We start from the raw sequence: 23,514 nt of genomic DNA, 5'->3' as shown, positions 1-23,514 counted from the left end.
GCGATGGCGGGGCTTTCCCGAAAGCTGCGGGGGCGGTAGGAAGGGGCATGCCGGATCTGTTCGACACCCCCGCGGCCCCGCCGCACCCCGAGGCACCGCGCCCCCTGGCGGATCGCATCCGCCCGCAACGCCTGTCCGAGGTGATCGGGCAGGCACATGTCCTTGGCCCGGAAGGCCCGCTGGGCGCGATGCTGGCCGCCGGTTCGCTGTCGTCGCTGATCCTGTGGGGGCCGCCGGGCGTGGGGAAAACCACGATCGCCCGGCTTCTGGCGCAGGAAAGCGACCGTGCCTTCGTGCAGATCAGTGCGATCTTCACCGGCGTGCCGGAACTGCGCAAGGTCTTCGACGCCGCCCGCCTGCGCCACGCGCAAGGCCGCGGCACGCTGCTGTTCGTCGATGAGATCCACCGTTTCAACAAGGCCCAGCAGGACAGCTTTCTGCCGCATATGGAGGATGGCACCATCCTTCTGGTCGGCGCCACCACCGAAAACCCCAGCTTTGAGCTGAACGCCGCGCTTTTGTCGCGCGCGCAGGTAATCGTGCTGGAACGGCTGAGCCTGGCCGATCTGGAACGGCTGGCGCAGCGGGCCGAACAGGCGCTTGGCCGGGCGCTGCCGCTGCAAGCCCCCGCGCGCGAGGCGTTGCTGGAAATGGCCGATGGCGATGGCCGCGCGCTGTTGAACCTGATCGAACAGGTCATGGCCTGGAAACTGGCCGCGCCGCTGACGACCGAGGCGCTGGGCCAGCGCCTGATGCGGCGCGCCGCAAAATACGACAAGTCGGGGGATGAGCATTACAACCTGATTTCGGCCCTGCACAAATCGGTGCGCGGATCGGACCCAGATGCCGCGCTGTATTGGTTCGCCCGGATGCTGGAAGGGGGCGAAGATCCGCGGTTCCTGGCCCGCCGCCTGACACGGATGGCGGTTGAAGATATCGGCCTGGCCGATCCGCAGGCGCAGACCCAATGCCTGCACGCCTGGGAAACCTATGAACGCCTTGGCAGCCCCGAGGGCGAACTGGCGCTGGCGCAGGCGGTGATCTACCTTGCGCTCGCGCCCAAATCGAACGCGGGCTACATGGCCTACAAGGCCGCCCGGGCCGAGGCGCGCCGCACCGGGTCGGAACCGCCCCCCAAACATATCCTGAACGCGCCTACAAAGCTGATGGCCGAACAGGGCTATGGCGAGGGCTATGCCTATGATCACGACGCCGAGGACGGTTTTTCGGGGCAGAACTATTTTCCCGAAACGATGCGCCGCCCGGTGCTGTATCAGCCCGTCGAGCGCGGATTTGAACGAGAGCTGAAAAAGCGTGTCGAATGGTTCGCACGCTTGCGTGACAAGCGCGGCGGTTGACTTTGCCGGCATGGCGGGCAAGAGAGGCGCGATGATCCAGACCCTCTTGTCCGTTGCCCTTGGTGGCGCTTTGGGCGCCAGCGCGCGCCATCTTGTAAACATCTCCGCACCGCGGGTGCTGGGGCAGGGGTTTCCCTATGCCACGATGGTTGTGAACGTGCTGGGCTCGGGGCTGATGGGGGTGCTGGTGGTGGTGCTGGCGCAAAAGGCGGGCACGCGGCTTTCGCCTTTCCTGCTGACGGGCGTTCTGGGGGGCTTTACGACCTTTTCGGCCTTTTCGCTGGATGCGGTTAGCCTGTGGGAACGGGGCGCGGGCGGTCTGGCTGCGGCCTATGTCGCGGGGTCGGTGATCTTGTCGCTGATCGCGCTTTTTGCCGGCATGACGCTGGCGCGGGGGTGGTTTGCATGAGCGGCGTTCAGATCCTGAAAGTGACCGAGGCCGAGGGCGAACAGCGCCTTGACCGCTGGTTGAAGCGGCGCTTTCCGCAGGTGACCCAAGGGGCGGTCGAAAAGATGTGCCGCACCGGCCAGCTGCGTGTGGATGGCGGGCGGGTGAAGGCCTCGACCCGTGTCGCGCCGGGGCAAGAGGTGCGTGTGCCGCCGCTGCCCAAGGCCGATCCTGCGCCGGGCGCCGGCAACGCGTTAGCCGCGCCCCGCACGCCCGGCATCAGCGCCGCGGATGAAAAGATGATCCAGGCCTGCGTGCTGTGGAAGGATGAACATATCATCGCGCTGAACAAGCCGCCGGGCCTTCCGTCGCAGGGCGGTTCGGGCCAAGGGGATCGGCATGTGGACGGGCTGACCGCCGCGCTGATGTTCGGCTACAAGGAACGCCCCAAGCTGGTGCATCGGCTGGACAAGGATACCTCGGGTGTGCTGCTGCTGGCGCGGACCGACCGGGTCGCGCGCGCCCTGTCCGAGGCATTCCGGCTGAAAACCACGCGCAAGATCTATTGGGCTGCGGTGGCCGGTGTGCCGAACCCGAAAATGGGCACCGTGCGCTTTGGCCTGGTCAAGGCGCCGGGGCATGGACGCGGTGGCGAGGGCGAAAAGATGATCTGCATCCACCCCTCCAAGATCGACCAGACCGAGGGCGCCAAGCGCGCCACCACCGATTATGCCGTGCTGGATGCCTTGGGCACGCGGGCGTCCTGGGTTGCGCTGGTGCCGATCACCGGGCGCACGCATCAGCTGCGCGCGCATATGGCCGAACTGGGCCATCCGATCGTGGGCGATGGGAAATACGGCGGATCAGGGCAGGAAAACCTGGGCGATGGCTGGGGCGCGCAACTGGGCGGGGAAATCAGCCGCAAGCTGCACCTGCACGCCCGCTCGATCAGCTTTGACCACCCGATCACGAAAAAGCGCATCACCCTGACCGCGCCGCTGCCCGATCACATGGCGCGCACCTGGAAAACGCTGGGCTGGTCCGCGGCCGACGTGCCCGCCGACCCCTTCGAGGATCTTTGATGAAGCTGTTCGTTTTTGACGTTGATGGCACCATTTCGGACAGCCAAGCGCATATCCTGCATGCGATGACGCTGGGGTTCGAGGCCGTTGGCCTGCCCGCCCCGAACCGTGAGGCGGTCTTGTCCATCGTCGGCCTGTCGCTGCCCCAGGCTGTGGCCGAGTTGGTCCCGGGCCTGCCGGTGGCGGATCAGGACCGCATCGTCGAGGGCTACAAGCAAAGCTATTTCACCAGCCGCGCCGCCCAGCCGGCCCCGCTGTATCCCGGCGCGCGCGACCTGCTTATGCGGCTGGCCGGGCGCGAGGGCGTAGTGCTGGGGGTGGCGACCGGGAAATCCCGCCGCGGGCTGAACGCGCTGATCAAGGCCCATGCGCTGGAGGGTGTCTTTGACACGCTGCAGGTGGCCGACGACCATCCGTCAAAGCCCCATCCCGAAATGCTGATGGCGGCGCTTGCCGAAACCGGGGTGGGCGCGCGCGATGCGGTGATGATCGGCGATACCAGTTTCGACATCGAAATGGGCCGCGCCGCAGGCACCGGCACCATTGGCGTGCGCTGGGGCTATCACCCCGTCGATCGCTTGATGGCTGCTGGCGCGGACCGCATCGTGGACAGTTTCGAGGCGCTGGAAGGTGCGCTCGATGCGATGCTTGAGGTGTTGGCATGAGCGGCTGGCGCGCAAAGCGGTTCTGGAAGGCGGCTTCGGTCGAGGACGCCGATGGCGGCTTTGCCGTGCAACTGGATGGCCGACCGCTGCGCACGCCGGCCAAGGCCGCGCTGGTCGTGCCGACGCGCGCCCTGGCCGTGGCGATTGCCGCCGAATGGGATGCGCAGGGCGATGACGTCGATCCGCGCACCATGCCCGTCACCCGCAGCGCGAATGCCGCGATCGACAAGGTCCGACCGCAACATGCCGAGGTTGCCGCCCTGATCGCGGATTACGGCGGCACCGATCTTTTGTGCTACCGCGCCGATGCGCCGCCCGCCCTGATCGCGCGTCAGGCCGCGGCTTGGGATCCGCTGCTGGATTGGGCCGCAAAGGCGTTGGGCGCGCGGCTGGTGGTGACGCAGGGCGTGATCCCGGTGGCGCAACCGGCGGCGGCGCTGGGCGTGTTGACGGATCATGTCACGGCGCTAAGCGAATTCGAACTGGCGGCGCTGCATGATCTGGTGTCGATCACCGGCTCGCTGGTGCTGGGGCTTGCGGTGACGCATGGCCGGATGTCGGCGGCAGAGGCCTGGGATATCGCCCGAATCGACGAAGCCTGGCAGATCGAACAATGGGGCGCCGATGAGGAAGCCGCCGAAGAAGCCGCGTTGAAGCGCGCGGCGCTGCTGGATGCGGAACGGTTCTGGCATCTGGCCCGTACCTGACGCAATAAAATTTCGCATGACTTGCCTTTTGCGTAAAACCCGGGCGCCGGCCCGGGCTTGACGTTGCGCAAACTGTTAGCGCCTGAAAGTTCACTTGACGTGGACTTTCCAAATGCCTCAAAGTTTCACCATTGGGGGTCAACCTCACAACACCGTCGGCCGGATCGGCCGACAGAACCACCCGCCAGGGGTGGCAACTCAGGAAGAGGTAAACATGAAAACATCGGTATTCCTCGGCACGCTGACCGCAGCCGGTCTGGCGGCCGGCATCGCATCCGCGGCCACGCTTGATGACGTGAAGGCGCGGGGCGAGCTGAACTGTGGCGTGAACACCGGGCTTGTCGGCTTTGCCGCGCCGGATGCGAACGGCAACTGGTCGGGCTTTGACGTGGCCGTCTGCAAGGCGGTTGCCGCCGCCGTTCTGGGCGATGGGTCCAAGGTGAAATATGTGCCGACCACCGGGCAGACGCGCTTTACCGCGCTGGCCTCGGGCGAGGTTGACATGCTGGCGCGCAATTCCACCTGGACCTTCTCGCGCGACACCGACCTGAAGCTCGATTTCATCGGGGTCAATTATTACGACGGCCAGGGCTTCATGGTCCGCAAGGATCTGGGCGTGTCCTCGGCCAAGGAACTGGACGGCGCCTCGATCTGCATCCAGACCGGCACCACTACGGAATTGAACCTGGCCGACTATTTCAAGGCCAATAACATGAGCTATCAGCCCATCGCGATCGATTCCAACGCCGAGGGTGAACAGCAGTATATCGCGGGCGCCTGTGACGCCTACACCACCGATGCCTCGGGGCTGGCTGCGACACGGGCCGCCTTTGCCGATCCGGACAACCACATCATCCTGCCCGAGATCATCTCAAAAGAGCCGCTGGGGCCGGCGGTGCGCCATGGCGACAGCGAATGGGGCGACATCGTGCGCTGGACGCTGAACGCGCTGATCGCGGCGGAAGAATACGGCGTGACCTCGGCCAACATCGAGGAACTGTCCAAGGGCACCCAGAACCCCGAAATCAACCGCCTTCTGGGCGTGGAAGGTGATCTGGGCAAGATGATCGGGCTGGACAACGACTGGGGCAAGCGCGCGATCCTGGCCGGCGGCAACTATGGCGAGATCTTCGCCGCGACCATCGGCGAATCCACCCCGATCGGTCTGGCCCGCGGCCTGAACGCGCAATGGACCCAGGGCGGGCTGCTTTACGCGCCGCCGTTCCGCTAAGCGCATGAACCGGGCGCGCGGCATTGCCTGCGCGCCCGAAACCACCAAGCTCCGAAGGGGCACCCCCGCAAGCGCAGGGCGCAAGCGCCCGAACGATACGGCCTAAGCCGAAAGCGCCCGGGATCAGGGGATGTAGAATGACCATCGCTTCCGAGCCGCCGAAAGCAGGCTTTCGGCTCAGCCAGCTTATCTATGACACACGCTACCGATCACTGACCATTCAGGTCATCGTCTTCATGTTGTTCATGGCAGGCGCGGCCTGGCTGGTGGACAATACGGTGCGCAATCTTCAGGTGCTGGGCAAGGATTTCAACTTCGGTTTCCTGTCGAACCGCGCCGGCTATGACATCGGGCAGATGCTGATCCCGTATACCAATGACAGCACGCACGGGCGCGCGCTGTTGGTGGGGCTGACCAACACGCTGTGGATTTCGTTTCTGGGCTGCGTGGCGGCCACGGTCATCGGGGTTTTCGTGGGTGTGCTGCGGCTGTCGCGCAACTGGCTGATCGCGCGGCTGATGACGGTCTATGTGGAAATCTTCCGCAATGTGCCGCTGCTTTTGTGGATTCTGGTGATCCTGGCGATCTTTACCGAAACCATGCCGGCACCCAATGCCTACAAGGTCGCCCCCGATACCGGCGTGGCCGGGCAAGAGATGCTGTTTGGCATGATCGCGCCGACCAATCGCTACACCGCGATCCCGGCGGTGGAGTTTGCCAATTCGCTGGGCGCGATCGCCACACCGCTGGCGCCACTGTCACTGAACTTCCTGCTGATCGTCGCGGTTCTGATCGGATCGGTGCTGGTCAACCGCAGGCTTCTGGCCCGTGCCCGCCGCATTCAGGAAGCCACCGGCGTGCGGCCCGTGACATGGTGGCAATCGCTGCTGGTGCTGGTGGTGCCAACCGCGGCGGTGCTGGTCGCGCTGGGTTTCCATCTCAGCGTGCCGGAACTGCGCGGGTTCAACTTTGCCGGCGGCACCAATGTGTCCAATTCTTTCGTGGTGCTTTGGCTGGCGCTGTCGCTTTATACCGGCGCCTTCATTGCGGAAATCGTCCGCGCGGGCATCATGGCAATTTCGCGCGGCCAGACCGAGGCGGCCTTTGCCCTGGGCCTGCGCCCGCGCCGCACCATGAGCCTGGTAATCCTGCCGCAGGCGCTGCGGGTGATCGTGCCGCCGCTGATTTCGCAATTCCTGAACCTGACCAAGAATTCCTCGCTGGCGATCGCGGTGGGCTACATGGACCTGCGCGGCACGCTGGGGGGCATCACGCTGAACCAGACGGGGCGCGAGCTGGAGGCGATCTTGCTGATGATGCTGATCTATCTGGCGATTTCGCTGACGATTTCGGGGGTGATGAACGTCTACAACGCCCGTGTGAAGCTGAAGGAGCGGTGAGATGAGCGAGACCCACGCCCAGACCGTCGCCTATGTCCGCGACACGATGCTGCCCGAACAGCCCCCGCCCGCATCCCAGGCCGGGGTGGTGCGGTGGCTGCGGGAAAACCTGTTTTCAGGCCCGCTGAATACGGTTCTGACGCTGGCGGGCGTCGCGACCATCTACTGGCTGGTCGGCCATTATTACGGCTGGTTCGCCCGATCCGTCTGGAATGCCGGGTCGCTGGCCGAATGCCGCCAGATCATCGCCGCCACTTGGGGCGAGGGGCTTTCGGGCGCCTGCTGGGCGGTGATCCGTGACCGCTGGCATCAGTATCTGTTCGGCTTTTACCCGCCCGCGCTGTACTGGCGCCCGGTGCTGGTCTTCGTGCTGCTGTTCGTGGCGTTGGCGCCGGTCCTGTTTTCCGCCTTTCCGCGCAGGATGCTGCTGTTTTCCGCAATCTACCCGGTGCTGGCGATCTGGCTTTTGTGGGGTGGCTCGCTCTGGCCCGAGGTGATGATCGTGCTGGGGGTCGTGCTGGGCTATCTGGCCCTGCGCCTGCTGGAACCGCGCTTGCCGGGTTTCGCCATCTTTGGTGCCATTGGCGTGGCGCTGGCCTTCTGGGCCTGGGGGGCGGGGCCGCTGGCCGATGCGCTGCGCGCGCTGGTGCCTGTGTCGCTGACGCCGGCGGCCTCGGACCGCTTTGGCGGGTTTCTTCTGGCGATCACGCTGGGGGTGGGGGGCATCGTGATGTCGCTGCCGCTGGGGATCATGCTGGCGCTGGGCCGGCAATCGGACATGTTCCTGGTCAAGGCGCTTTCGGTTTGCTTCATCGAGTTCATCCGGGGTGTGCCGCTGATCACGCTGCTGTTCGTGGCCTCCTTGTTGCTGAACTACTTCCTGCCGCCGGGCACGCAGTTCGACATCATCCTGCGGGTGATGATCCTGGTGACGCTGTTCGCCGCCGCCTATATCGCCGAGGTGGTGCGCGGCGGTCTGGCCGCCTTGCCCCGCGGCCAGTATGAGGCCGCCGACAGCCTGGGCCTGGATTACTGGAAGGCGCAGCGGCTGATCATCCTGCCGCAGGCGCTCAAGATCTCGATCCCCGGCATCGTGTCCACCTTCATCGGTATGTTCAAGGATACGACACTGGTGGTGTTCGTCGGCCTGTTCGACCCGCTGAAGGGCATTTCCGATTTCGTCCGCGCCGATTTCGCCTGGAAGGGGATCTACTGGGAACCCTACATCTTTGTCGGCGTCATCTTCTTCCTCTTGAACTTCGGCATGTCCCGATACTCGATGTATCTGGAAAACAGGCTGAAGCGCGATCATCGATAAGGAGTCCGCCATGACGGAACCGCAATTCGCCCGCGCCATCGACCGCAGCCACATGACGGTCAGCGATGAGGTGGCGATCCAGATCACCAACATGAACAAATGGTATGGCACCTTCCATGTGCTGCGCGACATCAACCTGACGGTGAACCGCGGCGAACGGATCGTCATCGCCGGGCCGTCGGGGTCGGGCAAATCGACGCTGATCCGTTGCATCAACCGCCTTGAGGAACATCAGGCCGGTCAGATCATCGTGGATGGCACCGAACTGACCTCGGATCTGAAGAACATCGACAAGGTCCGGTCCGAGGTGGGGATGGTGTTCCAGCACTTCAACCTGTTCCCGCATCTGACGATCCTGGAAAACTGCACGCTGGCGCCGATCTGGGTGCGCAAGGTGCCCAAGCGCGAGGCCGAGGAAACGGCGATGCATTTCCTGGAAAAGGTGAAGATCCCCGAACAGGCGCATAAATACCCCGGCCAGCTGTCGGGCGGCCAGCAGCAGCGCGTGGCAATTGCGCGATCCCTGTGCATGAAGCCGCGGATCATGCTGTTTGACGAACCGACCAGCGCGCTTGACCCGGAAATGATCAAAGAAGTGCTCGACACCATGATCGAGCTGGCCGAGGAGGGCATGACCATGCTGTGCGTCACCCATGAAATGGGCTTTGCCCAGGCGGTGGCGAACCGGGTGATATTCATGGATCAGGGCCAGATCGTCGAACAGAATGAGCCGCGGGAATTCTTCAACAACCCGAAATCCGAACGCACCAAACTGTTCCTGAGCCAGATCCTGGGGCACTGATCCCCGGCAACGAAGAACCCCGGCAACGAAAAACCCGCGCCTTCCGGCGCGGGTTCCGTCGCTGAAGGCCAGGCGGGTTACGCCTTGGGGCCAGCCTCCAGCGCATCCTCAAAGGTCCGCAGGCCGGTGCGCGGGGCCTGAACCAGAACCGCCATGTTGCCCGGCTTGTGCTGGTTGCGCAGCATCAGCATATGCGCCTGGGGAATTTCCGCCCAGGGGAAGACCTCGGACATGCAGGGGTCGATGCGGCGCTCGATCATCATGCGGTTGGCGGACGCGGCCTGTTTCAGATGCGCGAAATGCGAGCCCTGCAGGCGCTTTTGGTGCATCCACATGTAGCGCACGTCAAAGGTGCAGTTGAACCCGCTGGTCCCGGCGCAGATCACGACCATGCCGCCCTTCTTGCACACCAGCGCCGACACCGGGAAGGTCGCCTCGCCCGGGTGTTCAAAGACCATGTCGACCGACACGCCCTTGCCGGTGATGTCCCAGATCGCCTTGCCGAACTTGCGGGCCTCTTTCAGCCATTCGTTGTATTCGGGGCTGTTGACCTTGGGCAGCTGGCCCCAGCATTTGAATTCGTTGCGGTTGATGACGCCCTTGGCGCCCAGGCTCATGACAAAGTCGCGCTTGGTTTCATCGGAAATCACGCCGATCGCATTTGCGCCCGCCGCATTGATCAGCTGAATCGCGAACGAGCCAAGGCCGCCCGAGGCCCCCCAGACCAGCACGTTCTGGCCGGGCTTGAGGTCGTGGGGTTCATGGCCGAACAGCATCCGGTAGGCGGTGGCCAGCGTCAGCGTATAGCAGGCGCTTTCCTCCCAGGTCAGATGCTTGGGCCGCGGCATCAGCTGCTGGGCCTGCACGCGGGTGAATTGCGCGAATGACCCGTCAGGGGTTTCATAGCCCCAGATCCGCTGGCTGGGCGAGAACATGGGATCGCCGCCGTTGCATTCCTCGTCGTCGCCATCGTCCTGGTTGCAGTGGATCACGACCTCATCGCCGACCTTCCAGCGCTTGACCTTGTCGCCCACCTTCCACACGATGCCCGCGGCATCCGACCCTGCGATGTGATAGGGCTGCTTGTGCCCGTCGAACGGGCTGATCGGCACGCCAAGACCCGCCCAGACGCCATTGTAGTTGACGCCCGCGGCCATCACCAGAACCAGCACCTCATGGCTGTCGATTTCCCAGGTGTCGACGACTTCGACCTGAAAGGACGTGTCCGGCTCGCCGTGGCGCTCGCGGCGGATGGCCCAAGCGTACATCTTCTTGGGCACATGACCCAGGGGCGGCATCTCGCCGATTTCGTAAAGGTCTTTTTCCGGCGCATCGTAGGGCGCGATACCGGTGTTTTGGTCCAGTGCCATGGTCCAGTCTCCTTTGCAGTCGCCGCAGCGCAGAATCGGCGCCGGCCTGAGACCGAGATACTAACGGTCGCGCAATAATGCAATGGAGGAGGTGTTGTTTTTGTAATTTTATGACTTCGCGACCGCAGAAAACCGGGGCGGGGCCCCGGTTTTCCTCGCCGGGTGGCGATTATTCGAGCGTGAAGCTCTCGGTGGTGCAGGTATCAAGCCCCTCCTCGACCAGCACGTCGCCATCCTCGAACACGATCTTCATGTCGAACATGCAATAGTCCGACCCGTCGTTGAAATCGATCAAGACCGAATCGCCGGGGGGCAGGACATCAACGCCCAGAATGTCCTCTTCCCAATTCGTGGTGCCGGTGTTCGATCCGTAAAATTCCACGATCGTGTAACCGGTGTTGTTGATCACCTCGACCCGGCGATCCTTGGCCGAAGCCGGCAGTGCAAATGTAACAGCCATTACCGCTGCGGTCAGGGCCGTTGTCATACCAAAACGCATCTTCAGTGGTCCTACAAAAACCCGGCACAGCGCCGGGCAAATTGTTTTCCCTTGGGTCGCGCGCCAAGGCAAGAGCGGACCGGATGGCTGGTTACCTGCGCCGCAGCGCAGCGAATTGACAGCGACACATTCTTTCACCTAAATGCCAGGCAGCCGCAATATTGTTGCGATTTCAGGATTCGGAGGCCGCGATGACCGACACCAACATGCCCGCCAAGGAAAAGCCCTGGCTGTTCCGCACCTATGCCGGCCATTCCACCGCGGCCAAGTCGAACGAACTTTATCGGACCAACCTGTCCAAGGGGCAGACGGGCCTGTCCGTGGCCTTCGACCTGCCGACCCAGACCGGCTATGACAGCGACCATGTCCTGGCCCGGGGCGAGGTCGGCAAGGTCGGCGTGCCGGTCTGCCATCTGGGCGACATGCGCACCCTGTTTCGCGATATTCCGCTGGAACAGATGAATACCTCGATGACGATCAACGCCACCGCGCCCTGGCTTTTGTCGCTGTATATCGCCGTGGCCGAGGAACAGGGCGCCGATGTGTCGAAACTGCAAGGCACCGTGCAGAACGACATCATCAAGGAATATCTCTCGCGCGGGACGTATATCTGCCCGCCCAAGCCCAGCCTGCGGATGATCACCGACGTGGCGGCCTATACCGCGCAAAGCCTGCCCAAATGGAACCCGATGAACGTCTGTTCCTATCACCTGCAAGAGGCGGGGGCGACGCCGGAACAGGAACTGGCCTTCGCGCTGGCCACCGGCATCGCGGTGCTGGACGACCTCAAGACAAAGGTGCCCGCCGCCGATTTCCCGGCGATGGTGGGCCGCATCAGCTTTTTCGTGAACGCGGGCATCCGTTTCGTGACCGAGATGTGCAAGATGCGCGCCTTCACCGAGCTGTGGGACGAAATCTGCCGCGACCGCTACGGCATCGAGGAAGAAAAATTCCGTCGCTTCCGCTATGGCGTGCAGGTGAACTCGCTGGGCCTGACGGAACAGCAGCCGGAAAACAACGTCTACCGCATCCTGATCGAGATGCTGGCGGTGACCCTGTCCAAGAACGCCCGCGCCCGCGCCGTGCAGCTGCCCGCCTGGAACGAGGCGCTGGGCCTGCCGCGCCCCTGGGATCAGCAATGGTCGCTGCGGATGCAGCAGATCATGGCCTATGAAACCGACCTGCTGGAATATGGCGATCTGTTCGACGGCAACCCCGCCGTAACCGCCAAGGTCGAGGATCTGAAGCAAGGCGCGCGCCAGGAACTGGCAACGCTCGATTCCATGGGCGGTGCGATCGCGGCGATCGATTACATGAAATCACGCCTGGTGGAATCGAACGCCGCGCGCATCAACCGGATCGAGGCGAACGAAACCATTGTCGTCGGCGTGAACCGCTGGACCGAGGGCGAAGCCTCGCCCCTGACCGCGGGGGATGGCGGCATCATGGTCGTGGACCCCGCCGTCGAGGCCGATCAGATCGAGCGCCTGCGCGCCTGGCGCGACGCCCGCGACCAACGGGCCGTCGAGGCCGCGCTGGCCGCGCTGCGCGAGGCCGCGCAGTCGGGCGCCAACATCATGCCGCCATCCATTGCGGCGGCCAAGGCTGGGGTGACCACCGGCGAATGGGCGGGCGTGATGCGCCAGGTCCACGGTGAATACCGCGGGCCCACCGGCGTCAGCCGCGCGCCGTCGAACAAGACCGAAGGGCTGGACGACATCCGCGCCGCGGTCGATGCGGTTTCGGCCCGGCTGGGGCGGCGGCTCAAGTTCGTGGTCGGCAAGCCCGGGCTTGACGGCCATTCCAACGGCGCCGAACAGATCGCCTTCCGTGCCCGCGATTGCGGCATGGACATCACCTACGAAGGCATCCGCCTGACCCCCGAACAGATCGTGTCGCAAGCCCTGGACGATGCGGCCCATGTCGTCGGCCTGTCCATCCTGTCGGGCAGCCATCTGCCGCTGATCGAAGAGGTGATGGACCGGATGCGCCGCGCCGGGCTGGGTCATGTGCCGGTCGTCGTCGGCGGCATCATCCCCGATGAAGATGCTGCGAAGCTTTTGGGCTTTGGCGTCGCCCGCGTCTACACGCCCAAGGACTTTGAACTCAACCGCATCATGATGGATATCGTGGCGCTGGTCGACGCCGGGCCGCTTGCAGCCTGAACCGTCGGATCCGAGTATTTGGGCCAAGAAGAAGCCCCCTGTTCTTCTTGGCCCCAAATACTCCCGCCGGAGGCTTCCGCACGACCCATCGGCGCGGCGCTGCCTGCGGGCCCTTTCGCCTGCCACGGCCCGCCTGTAAGGTCGCGCCATGACCACCGCCCTAACCTTCTCCGATGATCAGGCCGAAGCCTGGGACCGTGTTGCCGAGGCGCTTTCGCAGGCCGGCGTCGACCTGCTGGAGGGGACGCTGGGCCCGGATAGCGGCGACAGTCGTGTGCTGGCGGTGATCGGCAAGGCCGGGTCGGGCAAGACCATGCTGCTGGCCGCCCTGTTCAAGGCGCTTGAGGCTGCCGGCGTGGACATCGTTTCGGGCGATTTCGAAGGCCGCAAGCGCAAGGACCGCCGCACGCTTGCGATTCTGGCGCCGACGAACAAGGCTGCCTCGGTGCTGCGTGGGCGTGGCGTTCCGGCCACGACGATCCACCGCATTCTTTATACCCCGCTTTACGACCCCGAATATGAACGCATCGCCGAATGGCTGGCGGGGCAGGGTGATCGGCCCAAGGTCGATCTTCTGGGCATTCAGGGCCTGACCGAAGAGGCGCTGGACCGGGCCCGCGCCTTTTATGAACAGGTCAAGTCGATCCCGGCTGCGCTGGCCTCGGCGGGGTTGCGCGGGTCGGATTTCATTCGCGGCTGGAAGCGGCGCGAAGACCCGCTGGACATTGGCTTCATCGACGAAGCCTCGATGCTGGACGAACGTCAGTTCGATGACCTGCGCGAGATCTTTTCGACCCTGATCCTGTTTGGCGATCCCGCGCAGCTGGCGCCGGTGAACCAGTCCGGGCAGATGATGTTCGAACGCCTGCCCGAGAAGAGCAAGCTGGTGCTGCACCGCATCCACCGCCAGGCCGAGGACAACCCGATCCTTGATCTGGCCCATGCCCTGGCCGATGAAAGCCTGACCTTCGAGGCCTTTGAGCGGATGATAGAACAGGCCGCGCGCCGCGATCCGCGCGTTGTCTGGGCCGAACGGGTCGAAAGCGATCTGATGGCGCGCAGCCCCGTTCTGGTCTGGCGCAACGCAACCCGCATCCGCCTGATCCAGGCCTTTCGCGCCGCCCATCACGCCCCCGCCGATCAGCTGCTGCCCGGCGAGCCCCTGATCTGTGACGGGATCGAGCTGCCGGTGAAGCATCGCAAGAAGCGCATCGACCTTGAGGCCCGCGGCCTGATCAAGGGGGCGCAGGTAATCTATCTGGGCCCCGGCAAGAAGCCCGGCTTTTCGCGCCTGCATGTGATGGGTGGGGAAGAGCCGCGGCTGTCGGCGGCCTCGATCATCAAGATCGAACTGCCTGATGAGGAAGAACCCTTCATCCCCTATGCCGCGCGCATGGGGGCGGCTTTCTTGCATGGCGCCGCGGTGACCATTCACAAGGCGCAGGGCTCGCAATGGGAAAACGTGCAGGTCTTTGCCCCCGATATCTATGCCGCCTTCCGCGCCGGGCGCAGCGAGGCCGGCATCCCGCTGTGGAAGCGCCTGGCCTATGTGGCGATCACGCGGGCCGAACATCGCTTGTTCTGGGTCACCCGCGCGCGGCTGGCCCGGCCCTCGGCGCCGCTTTCGACGGATGATCTGATCGGTGGTCCCGCGCCGCTTCGGCTGGAGGCCGAGGAAGACTGATCCTTCGGCTTTGCCCAAATATCCCCGCCGGAGGCTTACCCGCCCACCGCTTGCGCCCCGCTTGGGGCTGCGCTTAGGATGGCGCATCTTTGAAAGGCAGGCATCATGGCATTTGGCAAGAATATCCGCACCTGGTTTGACGGCACCTGGCATGAAGGCGACATCCCCGTGATGCGCGCGGCCGATCACGGCATCTGGCAGGGCTCTTCGGTCTTTGACGGGGCGCGGATGTTCGATGGCCTGGTGCCCGATCTTGCCGCCCATTGCGCCCGGGTGAACCGCTCGGCCGAGGCGTTGATGATCACGCCGACGGTCGACCCCGCGACGATGGTCGAGATCGCCCGCGAAGGTCTGCGCCGCTATGCCACCGGCGCGGCGGTTTATGTGCGCCCGATGTATTGGGCGATCCACGGGTCGGATCTGGGCGTGGCGCCGCTGGAAGGGGTGACGGGCTTTGCCCTGTGCCTGGAAGAGGTCGCCATGCCCGCGCCCGATGTGGCCACCACGCTGACCACGACGCAGTTCCGCCGTCCCGTGCTGGCCGACAATGTCTGCAATGCCAAGGCCGGTTGCCTTTACCCCAACAACGCGCGGATGCTGGTCGAGGCGCGGCGCAAGGGGTTCGGCAATGCCCTGGTGCAGGATGCGATGGGCAATGTCGCCGAAAGCGCGACGGCCAATGTCTTCATGGTCAAGGACGGTGTCGTCTTTACCCCGATCGCCAATGGCACCTTCCTGTCCGGCATCACCCGCGCGCGCCACATCGCCAACCTGCGCGCCGCTGGCGTCGAGGTGCATGAGACGGTCCTGACGCTGCAGGATTTCCGCACCGCGGATGAGGTCTTCCTGTCGGGCAATTTCGCCAAGGTTACGCCGGTGCAGGCCTTTGATGATGTGCGCTACGGCCCGGGGCCGATGACCGCGCGCGTGCGGCATCTCTATTGGGACTGGGCCGCGTCCGAGCCGCTGTGACCTGCACATGCCGGCTTGCCCACGCGGAACGGTTGCCAAACCCCGGCCCCTTCGGCCATGATCGCGCGGTCAAGGGGGGATAGGATGCGCAAGTTCCTGGTGGTGCTGGATGACACCCGCGAATGCCTGAATGCGATGCGCTTTGCGGCGATGCGCGCGGCACATACTGGCGGGGGGGTCACGATCCTGTCGGTGATCCCGCCCGAGGAATTCCAGCACTGGATCGGCGTGGCCGAAATCATGCGTGCCGAAGCCCGCGAACGGATCGAGGCGCATTTTGAGGTCTTTGCCAAATGGATGCGCGACAAGCAGGGCGTCGACCCGGATCTGATCATCCGTGAAGGCGAGCCCGTCACCGAAATCCTGGACGTGATTCGTGCCGATCCCGAGATCGGCGTTCTGGTCCTTGGGGCGGGCACCGACAAATCCGGGCCCGGGCCGCTGGTCACGCAGCTTAGCCGCAATTCGGGCAATCTGCCCTGTCCGGTGACCATCGTCCCGGGCGAAATGTCGAAAGAGCGGCTGGAGGCGATCACCTGATCGTCACGGGTTTAGAACGGTTCCAAACTTGACTATGGGGGGAGGCAGGCGCATATCTGTGCCCTGACCAAGGAGCGCGCCATGTTCATCCAGACCGAGTCCACGCCGAACCCCGCCACGTTGAAATTCCTGCCCGGCCAGACCGTGCTTGATGCTGGCACCGCCGATTTCCCTTCGGCCGAGGCGGCGACGAAATCGCCCTTGGCGCGTCGCATCTTTGCGGTTCCGGGTGTCACGGCTGTGTTCTTCGGGTCCGATTTCGTGACGGTGACCAAGGATGCCGCGACCGAATGGGACCATGCCAAGCCCGCCATTCTGGGCGCGATCATGGAACATTACCAATCCGGCGCCCCGGTGATGGAAGGTGAGGGAAAGGCCGCGGGCGGCCATGCCGAACATTCCGGCCCGGATGCGGCGATTGTCGCGCAGATCAAGGAACTGCTGGACACCCGCGTCCGCCCTGCTGTGGCGCAGGATGGCGGCGATATCACCTTCCACGGATTTGAACGCGGTGTCGTCTATCTGCACATGCAGGGCGCCTGCGCGGGCTGCCCGTCCTCGACCCTGACGCTGAAAATGGGGATCGAGAACCTGCTGCGCCACTACATCCCCGAGGTGACCGAGGTTCGCCCTGTTGCCGGCTGAACCGCTGATCCTGGGCTTTGACACATCGGCCGCGCATTGCGCGGCCGCTTTGCTTGCCGGCGACCGCCTGATCGCGGCCCAGCTGGAGGAAATGTCCAAGGGACAGGCCGAACGGCTGATGCCGATGATGGAAGAGATGCTGGCCGAGGCCGGGATCGGCTGGCGCGATCTTGCGGTGCTGGGCGTGGGGATTGGCCCGGGCAATTTCACCGGCGTGCGTATCGCAGTGGCCGCGGCGCGGGGTCTTGCGCTGGCGCTGGGCATTCCCGCGGTGGGCGTCAGCACGCTGGAGGCGCGGGCGCTGGGCCAGCCGCGCCCCATCGCGGTGATCGAGGATGCCCGGCGCGACATGGTCTATTGGCAGCATTTCACCGATGACGGCACCAGCCCGCCCGCGCTGGCCGCGCTGGCCGATCTGCCGGCGGTCCTGAAGGGGCAGGTGGTGACGGGGACCGCGGCGGCGATCGCGGCGGCGCATCTGCGCGGGGCGCATGTTCTGGGCCCGGTCATGCCCCTGGCCGAGGCGATCGCCCGCGAGGCCCTTTTGCGGCGCGGCGCGCCCGGTGCCCGCCCGGCGCCGCTTTATCTGCGCGGGGCGGATGCGGCGCCGCCGTCTGACCCGCCCCCGGTGATTCTTGGCTAGCATGACCCCCGACGATCTTGCCGCGCTGCATGCGCGCTGCTTTGTCACGCCGCGGCCCTGGACGGCGGCGGAATTCGCCGGCCTGCTGGCCGCGCCCGGTGCCTTTCTGCTGACCGAATCGTCGGGGGTTCTTCTGGGCCGCGTGATTGCGGGCGAGGCGGAATTGCTGACCGTCGCCGTCGATCCGCTGGCGCGTCGTCAGGGCAGCGGTCGCGCGCTTGTGGCGCAATTCGCCGCCGAGGCGCGCGCAAGGGGCGCACAAAGTGCGTTCCTGGAGGTGGCCGAGGGCAATGAACCGGCCCGTGCGCTTTACGCCGCCTGTGGCTGGCAGGCGGCCGGGCGGCGGCGCGGCTATTACCGCCATCCCGACGGCCGGGCCGAAGATGCGCTGGTGCTGACGCTGGCGCTTGACGGCGCGGGCGCCTGACCGGCTGGACAAATTTCGCCTAACAAGCGGGTGGCGCGGCAAAAATCGCGCTTGACCGCCCCGCCCGTCTCGGCCCTAATTCCAATGGTCCGCGGGTCTTTTGCCCGCCAACGGGCGCCCGCAGGGGTGCCGCACATCGACCGGGAGTAAGCGATGACCCTGATGAAACAGTTTCTTGGCGCGGCAGCCACGCTGGCGCTTTGCAGCGGCGCGGCCTTGGCCGATCCGGCGCTTGTCTATGATCTTGGCGGCAAATTTGATAAATCCTTCAACGAGGCGGCTTATAACGGCGCGCAGCGCTGGGTGCAGGAAACCGGCGGTTCCTACAAGGAACTGGAAATGCAATCCGAGGCGCAGCGTGAACAGGCCCTGCGCCGGTTGGCGGAATCGGGGTCGAATCCGATCGTGATGACCGGCTTTGCCTTTGGCGATGTTCTGAACACCGTCGCGCCGGATTACCCGGATACCAAATTCGCGATCATCGACATGGTCGTGGACCAGCCCAACGTGAAATCGGTCGTCTTCACCGAGGAACAGGGATCCTACCTGGTGGGCATGATGGCGGCGATGGCGTCGAAATCTGGCACCGTGGGCTTCATCGGCGGGATGGACATTCCGCTGATCCGTAAATTCGCCTGCGGCTATGTGCAGGGCGTCAAGGCCGCCAATCCCGATGCCAAGGTCATCCAGAACATGACCGGCACCACGCCCGCGGCCTGGAATGACCCGGTGAAGGGCGCCGAACTGACCAAGGCGCAGATCAGCCAGGGGGCCGATGTGGTCTATGCCGCAGCAGGCGGCACCGGCATCGGTGTGCTGCAGGCCGCCGCGGATGAGGGCATCCTGTCGATCGGCGTGGACAGCAACCAGAACCACCTGCACCCGGGCAAAGTGCTGACCTCGATGGTCAAGCGCGTCGACAACTCCGTCTATGAGGCGTTCATGGCCGGCACCGAGATGACGCTGGGCCTTGAGGTGATGGACCTTGCCAAGGAAGGCGTCGGCTATGCGCTGGATGACAACAATGCAGCGCTTGTGACCGATGACATGAAGGCCGCGCTGGACGAAGCCACCGCCCGCATCGTTTCCGGCGAGATCAAGGTTCATGATTACATGACCGACAACACCTGCCCGGTCGAGTGATCGCGGCATGGTCGTGACGCAATCCCCGGGGCGGCAGGAGACTGCCGCCCCCAGTGCCCCCGCAATCGAATTGCGGGGGATTTCCAAGTCTTTCGGTCCGGTTCAGGCCAACAAGAACATTTCGATCCGGGTGATGCCCGGTACGATCCACGGCATCATCGGCGAAAACGGCGCGGGCAAATCCACGCTGATGTCGATCCTGTACGGCTTCTACAAGGCCGACGCGGGCGAAATCGTGATCCACGGTCGTCCCGTGTCGATCCCCGACAGCCAGGCCGCGATCCGCGCCGGCATCGGCATGGTGTTCCAGCATTTCAAGCTGGTGCAGAATTTCACCGTTCTGGAAAACGTCATCCTTGGCGTGGAAGAGGGCGCGATGCTGCGCCCCTCGCTGGCCAAGGCGCGCAAGGTTCTGGCGCAACTGGCCGAGGAATATGAACTGGATGTCGATCCCGACGCGGTGGTCGAGGACCTTTCGGTCGGCCATCAGCAGCGCGTGGAAATCCTCAAGGCGCTGTATCGGCAGGCGGATATCCTGATCCTGGACGAACCGACCGGCGTGCTGACCCCGGCCGAGGCGGATCACCTGTTCCGTATCCTTGCCAACCTGCGCGAACAGGGCAAGACGATCATCCTGATCACCCACAAGCTGCGCGAGATCATGGAGATCACCGATACCGTCAGCGTGATGCGCCGGGGTGAAATGACGGCGACGGTCAAGACCGCCGAGTCCAGCCCCGAACAGCTGGCCGAACTGATGGTGGGCCGCAAGGTTCTGCTGCATGTGCCCAAGGGCCCCGCCAACCCCGGCAAGACCGTGCTTGAGGTCGAAAACCTGCGGGTCGTGGATGAAGACGGGGTCGAACGGCTGCGCGGCATCAACCTGACCATCCGCGCGGGCGAGGTGCTGGGCATCGCGGGCGTGGCGGGCAACGGCCAGTCGGATCTGCTGCGGGTGTTGGGCGGCTATGGCACGGCGACCGGGACCGTGCGGGTCAACGGGCAAGAGATCGACCTGACCGGCAAGCATTCCAACGGCCAGACCCGGCGCGCGCGCGGCATCGCCCATGTCCCCGAAGATCGCCAGTCGCTGGGCCTGATCATGGATTTCACGGCCTGGGAAAACGTGGCTTTCGGTTATCACAATGCGCCGGAATATCAGAAGAACGCGTTGTTGATGGATAACGCCGCGCTGCTGGCCGAAACGCAGGGCAAGATGGAACGCTTCGACGTGCGCCCGCCGATCCCGACACTGCCGGCCAAGTCCTTTTCCGGTGGCAATCAGCAAAAGATCGTCCTTGCGCGAGAGATCGAGCGCAACCCCGACCTGTTGTTGGTCGGCCAGCCCACGCGCGGCGTGGACATCGGCGCGATCGAGTTCATCCACCGCCGCATTGTCGAGTTGCGCGACGCGGGCAAGGCGGTGCTGCTGGTGTCAGTCGAGCTGGATGAGATCCTGGGCCTGTCGGACCGGATCGCGGTGATGTTCGACGGCCGCATCATGGGCGAACGCCTGCCCGACCAGACCGATGAACGCGAACTGGGCCTGATGATGGCCGGGGTGGTCAACTGATGGACAAGATGCCGAAATGGGCCGATCTGGCTCTGATCCCGCTGATCAATCTGGTGATCGCCTTCGTGATCTCGGGGCTGGTGATCCTGGCGATCGGCGAAGACCCGTTGCGCGCACTGGACGTGATGGTCACCGGCGCGCTGGGGTCGGCCTATGGCTGGGGTTACACGCTGTATTACGCCACCAATTTCATCTTTACCGGACTGGCCGTCGCGGTTGCCTTCCACGCCAGCCAGTTCAACATCGGCGGCGAGGGGCAGGCGACGCTGGGGGGGCTGGGCGTGGCGCTGGTCTGTCTTGCGCTGCCCTGGCCGCATTGGACGGTGGCGCTTCTGGCGGCATCCCTGGGCGCGGCGGTCTTTGGCGCGGCCTGGGCGGCGATACCGGCCTGGCTTCAGGCCCGGCGCGGCAGCCATATCGTGATCACCACGATCATGTTCAACTTCATCGGCGCGTCATTGCTGAATTACATCCTGGTCAATGTGCTGCGCCCCGTGGGCAGCATGGACCCGGCCTCGGCCCGCTTTCCCGAAGGGGCGAAACTGCCCTCGTTCCACGATCTGCCGCTGATCGGGGGCATGTTCCTGCGGTCCACCCCGGCCAATGTCACCTTCTTCATCGCGCTGGCGGCCTGCGTCTTTGTCTGGCTGCTGATCTGGCGCACGCGGCTGGGGTATGAGATCCGGGCCTTTGGCAAATCGGAACCGGCGGCGCGCTACGCGGGCATTTCGCCCTACAAGATTGTCATGGTTTCCATGCTGATTTCCGGCGCGCTGGCCGGGATGATGGCGATCAACAACGTCATGGGCGAGGCCGAGCGACTGGTTCTGAACGCGGTCGAAGGGGCGGGCTTCATCGGCATCGCGGTGGCGCTGATGGGGCGCAACCATCCGGTAGGGGTGCTGCTTGCCGCGATCCTGTTCGGGTTCCTCTATCAAGGCGGGGCGGAACTGGCGCTGGAAACCTCAATCCCGCGTGAGCTGATCACCGTGATCCAGGCGCTGGTGATCCTGTTCACCGGGGCTTTGGACAACATGGTCCGCCGCCCCGTTGCGCGGCTTTTCGTGAAACAGGGGGCGAAGTGATGGATTTTGCGACGCTGATCCAGATCCTCGATTCCACCGTGCGCCTTGGGGTGCCCCTGCTCCTGGCCTGTCTGGCGGGGCTGTATTCGGAACGCGCCGGGATCTTCGACATCGGGCTGGAAGGCAAGATGCTGATGTCGGCTTTCTTTTCCGGGGCGGTGGCGGCGGTCACCGGATCGGTCTGGCTGGGGCTGATGGCGGGTGTCGGCGGGGCGATGGCGTTGGCCGCGGTGCATGGGCTGGCCTCGATCACTTTCCGCGGTAATCAGCTGATTTCCGGGGTCGCGGTGAATTTCCTCGCCTCGGGGTTTACGGTGCTGATCGCGCAAAGTTGGTTTCAGCAGGGTGGTCGCACGCCGCAGCTGATGGGCGGCGGCCGGTTCGAACCGATCCACCTGCCGGGTGCCGAGGCGCTGCGTGATGTGCCGATCCTGGGCCCGATCTATCATGAACTGATCTCGGGGCACACGATCCTGGTCTATGTCGCCTTCGCGATGGTCCCGCTGACCTGGTGGGCGCTTTACCGCACGCGCTTTGGCCTGCGGCTGCGGGCGGTGGGGGAAAACCCGGCCGCCGTGGATACCGCGGGCATTTCGGTGGTGCGGCTGCGCTATACGGCCGTGGCGATCACCGGCTTTCTGACCGGGCTTGCCGGTGCCTATCTGGCCACCGGGCTTTCTGCTGGATTTGTGAAGGAAATGACCGCCGGACGCGGCTTTATCGCGCTGGCGGCGTTGATTTTCGCCAAGTGGAAGCCTTTGCCCGCGCTGGGCGCCACGATGCTGTTCGGCTTCCTTGAGGCGATCGCGAACCGTTACCAGAACCTTGATCTGGGCATCATCACCCTGCCGGTGCAGTTCATGCAGGCGCTGCCCTATATCCTGACCGTCGTCATCCTTGCCGGCTTCATCGGCAAGGCCATCCCGCCGCGCGCGGGCGGAGAGCCCTATGTCAAAGAGCGCTGAGCTTGCCCGTCTGATCCAATCCCGCGCCGGGGACGAACCGCCCCGGCTGGGGCTGATCCTTGGGTCCGGGCTGGGCCATCTGGCGGATCAGGTCCAGGGCGTGGCCATCCCCTATTCTGATCTGCCGGGTTTTCCGCAGACGGGCGTGTCGGGCCACAATCCGCGGCTGGTGATCGGTGATCTGGAAGGCGTGCGCGTGGCTGTCTTTGGCGGGCGGGCGCATTACTATGAACACGGCAACCCCGCCGAGATGCGCCTGCCGCTGGAAATTCTGCGCGATCTGGGCTGCGACAGCCTGTTGCTGACCAATGCCGCCGGGTCGCTGCGCGATGACATCCGGCCCGGCGGGTTGATGATGTTGAACGATCACATCGCCTTTGCCGGCACCAACCCCCTGATCGGCGAGCCGACCGATGCGCGCTTTGTGCCGATGACGGCGGCGCATGACGCGGGGCTGCGCGCGGGCCTGTCGGCGGCGGCACAGGCCGAAGGCGTGGACCTGCCCGAGGGGGTGTATTGCTGGTTTTCCGGCCCCTCGTTCGAAACCCCGGCAGAAATCCGCGCCGCGCGCATTCTGGGCGCCGATGCGGTCGGCATGTCCACCGTGCCCGAGGTGATCCTGGCTCGGTTCCTGGGCCTGCGGGTCGCGGCAGTGTCGGTGATCACCAACATGGGCGCGGGCATGGCGGATGAACAGATCAGCCATGACCAGACCAAGGCGGTGGCCCCGTTGGGCGCGGCGAAACTGGAAACCGTGCTGCGGCGCTATCTGCGCGATCTGTGACCGCATCGCGGCCCCGGGGGTTTGACTCTGCCCCCCCCGGAGGGCATGACTGAACCAACACCCCCCGC

23 protein-coding genes are annotated in these 23,514 nt (G+C 64.7%); 21 read left to right on the top strand and 2 right to left on the bottom strand.

Annotated elements, in window-relative coordinates; genetic code table 11:
* The first annotated feature begins 47 nt into the window (after positions 1 to 47).
* The 9 genes from MXB90_RS05845 to MXB90_RS05805 all read left to right on the top strand — a co-directional run bounded on the left by MXB90_RS05845 (position 48) and on the right by MXB90_RS05805 (position 8,951).
* Positions 48 to 1,358 (top strand): replication-associated recombination protein A, encoded by a 1,311-nt coding sequence (locus MXB90_RS05845; RefSeq protein ID WP_250042290.1) that lies wholly within the window; start codon positions 48 to 50, stop codon positions 1,356 to 1,358.
* A 31-nt stretch (positions 1,359 to 1,389) separates the two neighbouring features.
* Positions 1,390 to 1,767 (top strand): fluoride efflux transporter CrcB, encoded by a 378-nt coding sequence (crcB, locus tag MXB90_RS05840; RefSeq protein ID WP_250042356.1) that lies wholly within the window; start codon positions 1,390 to 1,392, stop codon positions 1,765 to 1,767.
* A complete protein-coding gene (locus MXB90_RS05835) occupies positions 1,764 to 2,828 on the top strand; it encodes an RluA family pseudouridine synthase (protein ID WP_250042288.1) in 1,065 nt (354 codons plus the stop codon). The genes crcB and MXB90_RS05835 overlap by 4 nt, the downstream gene beginning before the upstream one ends.
* On the top strand, positions 2,828 to 3,493 hold the full coding sequence (locus tag MXB90_RS05830; RefSeq protein WP_250042286.1) for an HAD-IA family hydrolase: 666 nt from the start codon (positions 2,828 to 2,830) through the stop codon (positions 3,491 to 3,493). The genes MXB90_RS05835 and MXB90_RS05830 overlap by 1 nt, the downstream gene beginning before the upstream one ends.
* On the top strand, positions 3,490 to 4,200 hold the full coding sequence (locus tag MXB90_RS05825) for an ATP12 family chaperone protein (protein ID WP_250042284.1): 711 nt from the start codon (positions 3,490 to 3,492) through the stop codon (positions 4,198 to 4,200). Before MXB90_RS05830 ends, MXB90_RS05825 begins: the two co-directional genes overlap by 4 nt.
* 214 nt (positions 4,201 to 4,414) lie before the next feature.
* Positions 4,415 to 5,431 carry an amino acid ABC transporter substrate-binding protein gene (locus MXB90_RS05820; protein WP_250042282.1) on the top strand — a complete coding sequence of 339 codons (1,017 nt, stop codon included), beginning with the start codon at positions 4,415 to 4,417 and terminating at the stop codon, positions 5,429 to 5,431.
* 137 nt (positions 5,432 to 5,568) lie between these two features.
* A complete protein-coding gene (locus MXB90_RS05815) occupies positions 5,569 to 6,831 on the top strand; it encodes an amino acid ABC transporter permease (protein WP_250042280.1) in 1,263 nt (420 codons plus the stop codon).
* Between the two features lies 1 nt (position 6,832).
* Entirely contained in the window at positions 6,833 to 8,149 is a 1,317-nt protein-coding gene (locus MXB90_RS05810) for an amino acid ABC transporter permease (protein ID WP_250042279.1), read from the top strand.
* 10 nt (positions 8,150 to 8,159) lie between these two features.
* Positions 8,160 to 8,951 (top strand): amino acid ABC transporter ATP-binding protein, encoded by a 792-nt coding sequence (locus MXB90_RS05805; protein ID WP_284040744.1) that lies wholly within the window; start codon positions 8,160 to 8,162, stop codon positions 8,949 to 8,951.
* A gap of 77 nt (positions 8,952 to 9,028) precedes the next feature.
* Here MXB90_RS05805 and ccrA read toward each other — a convergent pair whose 3' ends face one another.
* Both ccrA and MXB90_RS05795 read right to left on the bottom strand, forming a co-directional pair.
* Positions 9,029 to 10,321 carry a crotonyl-CoA carboxylase/reductase gene (gene ccrA, locus MXB90_RS05800; RefSeq protein WP_250042276.1) on the bottom strand — a complete coding sequence of 431 codons (1,293 nt, stop codon included), beginning with the start codon at positions 10,319 to 10,321 and terminating at the stop codon, positions 9,029 to 9,031.
* A 169-nt stretch (positions 10,322 to 10,490) separates the two neighbouring features.
* Positions 10,491 to 10,781: a hypothetical protein gene (locus tag MXB90_RS05795; RefSeq protein ID WP_250042274.1), complete on the bottom strand. Its 291-nt coding sequence runs from the start codon at positions 10,779 to 10,781 to the stop codon at positions 10,491 to 10,493.
* 245 nt (positions 10,782 to 11,026) lie between these two features.
* Between MXB90_RS05795 and MXB90_RS05790 the strand changes: the two genes are divergently transcribed.
* From MXB90_RS05790 to MXB90_RS05735, 12 genes are all read left to right on the top strand, one after another.
* Positions 11,027 to 12,985: a protein meaA gene (locus tag MXB90_RS05790; protein ID WP_250042351.1), complete on the top strand. Its 1,959-nt coding sequence runs from the start codon at positions 11,027 to 11,029 to the stop codon at positions 12,983 to 12,985.
* 148 nt (positions 12,986 to 13,133) lie between these two features.
* On the top strand, positions 13,134 to 14,669 hold the full coding sequence (locus MXB90_RS05785; protein ID WP_250042271.1) for an ATP-dependent DNA helicase: 1,536 nt from the start codon (positions 13,134 to 13,136) through the stop codon (positions 14,667 to 14,669).
* Between the two features lie 105 nt (positions 14,670 to 14,774).
* A complete protein-coding gene (locus MXB90_RS05780; RefSeq protein WP_250042268.1) occupies positions 14,775 to 15,641 on the top strand; it encodes a branched-chain amino acid aminotransferase in 867 nt (288 codons plus the stop codon).
* Positions 15,642 to 15,725: 84 nt separating this feature from the next.
* Positions 15,726 to 16,181 (top strand): universal stress protein, encoded by a 456-nt coding sequence (locus MXB90_RS05775; RefSeq protein ID WP_250042266.1) that lies wholly within the window; start codon positions 15,726 to 15,728, stop codon positions 16,179 to 16,181.
* Positions 16,182 to 16,262: 81 nt separating this feature from the next.
* Positions 16,263 to 16,826 carry a NifU family protein gene (locus MXB90_RS05770; RefSeq protein WP_250042264.1) on the top strand — a complete coding sequence of 188 codons (564 nt, stop codon included), beginning with the start codon at positions 16,263 to 16,265 and terminating at the stop codon, positions 16,824 to 16,826.
* A complete protein-coding gene (gene tsaB, locus MXB90_RS05765) occupies positions 16,816 to 17,469 on the top strand; it encodes a tRNA (adenosine(37)-N6)-threonylcarbamoyltransferase complex dimerization subunit type 1 TsaB (RefSeq protein ID WP_250042262.1) in 654 nt (217 codons plus the stop codon). Before MXB90_RS05770 ends, tsaB begins: the two co-directional genes overlap by 11 nt.
* A 1-nt stretch (position 17,470) precedes the next feature.
* Positions 17,471 to 17,896, top strand: a complete 426-nt coding sequence (locus tag MXB90_RS05760; protein WP_250042252.1) for a GNAT family N-acetyltransferase — start codon at positions 17,471 to 17,473, stop codon at positions 17,894 to 17,896.
* Between the two features lie 153 nt (positions 17,897 to 18,049).
* Positions 18,050 to 19,039, top strand: coding sequence for a BMP family lipoprotein (locus MXB90_RS05755; protein WP_250042250.1), 990 nt, complete (start codon positions 18,050 to 18,052; stop codon positions 19,037 to 19,039).
* A gap of 7 nt (positions 19,040 to 19,046) precedes the next feature.
* Entirely contained in the window at positions 19,047 to 20,612 is a 1,566-nt protein-coding gene (locus tag MXB90_RS05750) for an ABC transporter ATP-binding protein (protein WP_250042247.1), read from the top strand.
* The gene (locus MXB90_RS05745; protein ID WP_250042245.1) at positions 20,612 to 21,697 is read left to right on the top strand and encodes an ABC transporter permease; all 1,086 of its coding nucleotides are present in this window, start codon (positions 20,612 to 20,614) and stop codon (positions 21,695 to 21,697) included. The genes MXB90_RS05750 and MXB90_RS05745 overlap by 1 nt, the downstream gene beginning before the upstream one ends.
* Positions 21,697 to 22,662: an ABC transporter permease gene (locus tag MXB90_RS05740; RefSeq protein WP_250042243.1), complete on the top strand. Its 966-nt coding sequence runs from the start codon at positions 21,697 to 21,699 to the stop codon at positions 22,660 to 22,662. The genes MXB90_RS05745 and MXB90_RS05740 overlap by 1 nt, the downstream gene beginning before the upstream one ends.
* Complete coding sequence (locus tag MXB90_RS05735) at positions 22,646 to 23,446, top strand: purine-nucleoside phosphorylase (protein ID WP_250042241.1); 801 nt, start codon at positions 22,646 to 22,648, stop codon at positions 23,444 to 23,446. The genes MXB90_RS05740 and MXB90_RS05735 overlap by 17 nt, the downstream gene beginning before the upstream one ends.
* The last annotated feature ends 68 nt before the right edge of the window (positions 23,447 to 23,514 follow it).

The sequence above is a fragment of the Phaeovulum molybdatiresistens genome, from assembly GCF_023544865.1.
In the GTDB taxonomy this organism is placed as follows: domain Bacteria; phylum Pseudomonadota; class Alphaproteobacteria; order Rhodobacterales; family Rhodobacteraceae; genus Pontitalea.
Note: the sequence above shows the minus strand (reverse complement) of the source record. Positions and strands in the feature narration are given on the sequence as shown.

Bases quoted from the DNA above. Each gene is read 5' to 3' on its own strand.
- MXB90_RS05745 (WP_250042245.1), top strand. From the start codon at position 20,612: ATGGACAAGATGCCGAAATGGGCCGATCTGGCTCTGATCCCGCTGATC.
- MXB90_RS05810 (WP_250042279.1), top strand. From the start codon at position 6,833: ATGAGCGAGACCCACGCCCAGACCGTCGCCTATGTCCGCGACACGATG.
- crcB (WP_250042356.1), top strand. From the start codon at position 1,390: ATGATCCAGACCCTCTTGTCCGTTGCCCTTGGTGGCGCTTTGGGCGCC.
- MXB90_RS05830 (WP_250042286.1), top strand. From the start codon at position 2,828: ATGAAGCTGTTCGTTTTTGACGTTGATGGCACCATTTCGGACAGCCAA.
- MXB90_RS05815 (WP_250042280.1), top strand. From the start codon at position 5,569: ATGACCATCGCTTCCGAGCCGCCGAAAGCAGGCTTTCGGCTCAGCCAG.
- MXB90_RS05750 (WP_250042247.1), top strand. From the start codon at position 19,047: ATGGTCGTGACGCAATCCCCGGGGCGGCAGGAGACTGCCGCCCCCAGT.
- MXB90_RS05820 (WP_250042282.1), top strand. From the start codon at position 4,415: ATGAAAACATCGGTATTCCTCGGCACGCTGACCGCAGCCGGTCTGGCG.
- MXB90_RS05845 (WP_250042290.1), top strand. From the start codon at position 48: ATGCCGGATCTGTTCGACACCCCCGCGGCCCCGCCGCACCCCGAGGCA.
- MXB90_RS05805 (WP_284040744.1), top strand. From the start codon at position 8,160: ATGACGGAACCGCAATTCGCCCGCGCCATCGACCGCAGCCACATGACG.
- MXB90_RS05785 (WP_250042271.1), top strand. From the start codon at position 13,134: ATGACCACCGCCCTAACCTTCTCCGATGATCAGGCCGAAGCCTGGGAC.
- MXB90_RS05735 (WP_250042241.1), top strand. From the start codon at position 22,646: ATGTCAAAGAGCGCTGAGCTTGCCCGTCTGATCCAATCCCGCGCCGGG.
- MXB90_RS05740 (WP_250042243.1), top strand. From the start codon at position 21,697: ATGGATTTTGCGACGCTGATCCAGATCCTCGATTCCACCGTGCGCCTT.
- MXB90_RS05770 (WP_250042264.1), top strand. From the start codon at position 16,263: ATGTTCATCCAGACCGAGTCCACGCCGAACCCCGCCACGTTGAAATTC.
- ccrA (WP_250042276.1), bottom strand. From the start codon at position 10,321: ATGGCACTGGACCAAAACACCGGTATCGCGCCCTACGATGCGCCGGAA.
- MXB90_RS05780 (WP_250042268.1), top strand. From the start codon at position 14,775: ATGGCATTTGGCAAGAATATCCGCACCTGGTTTGACGGCACCTGGCAT.
- MXB90_RS05825 (WP_250042284.1), top strand. From the start codon at position 3,490: ATGAGCGGCTGGCGCGCAAAGCGGTTCTGGAAGGCGGCTTCGGTCGAG.
- MXB90_RS05790 (WP_250042351.1), top strand. From the start codon at position 11,027: ATGCCCGCCAAGGAAAAGCCCTGGCTGTTCCGCACCTATGCCGGCCAT.
- MXB90_RS05795 (WP_250042274.1), bottom strand. From the start codon at position 10,781: ATGGCTGTTACATTTGCACTGCCGGCTTCGGCCAAGGATCGCCGGGTC.
- MXB90_RS05835 (WP_250042288.1), top strand. From the start codon at position 1,764: ATGAGCGGCGTTCAGATCCTGAAAGTGACCGAGGCCGAGGGCGAACAG.
- MXB90_RS05760 (WP_250042252.1), top strand. From the start codon at position 17,471: ATGACCCCCGACGATCTTGCCGCGCTGCATGCGCGCTGCTTTGTCACG.
- MXB90_RS05775 (WP_250042266.1), top strand. From the start codon at position 15,726: ATGCGCAAGTTCCTGGTGGTGCTGGATGACACCCGCGAATGCCTGAAT.
- MXB90_RS05755 (WP_250042250.1), top strand. From the start codon at position 18,050: ATGACCCTGATGAAACAGTTTCTTGGCGCGGCAGCCACGCTGGCGCTT.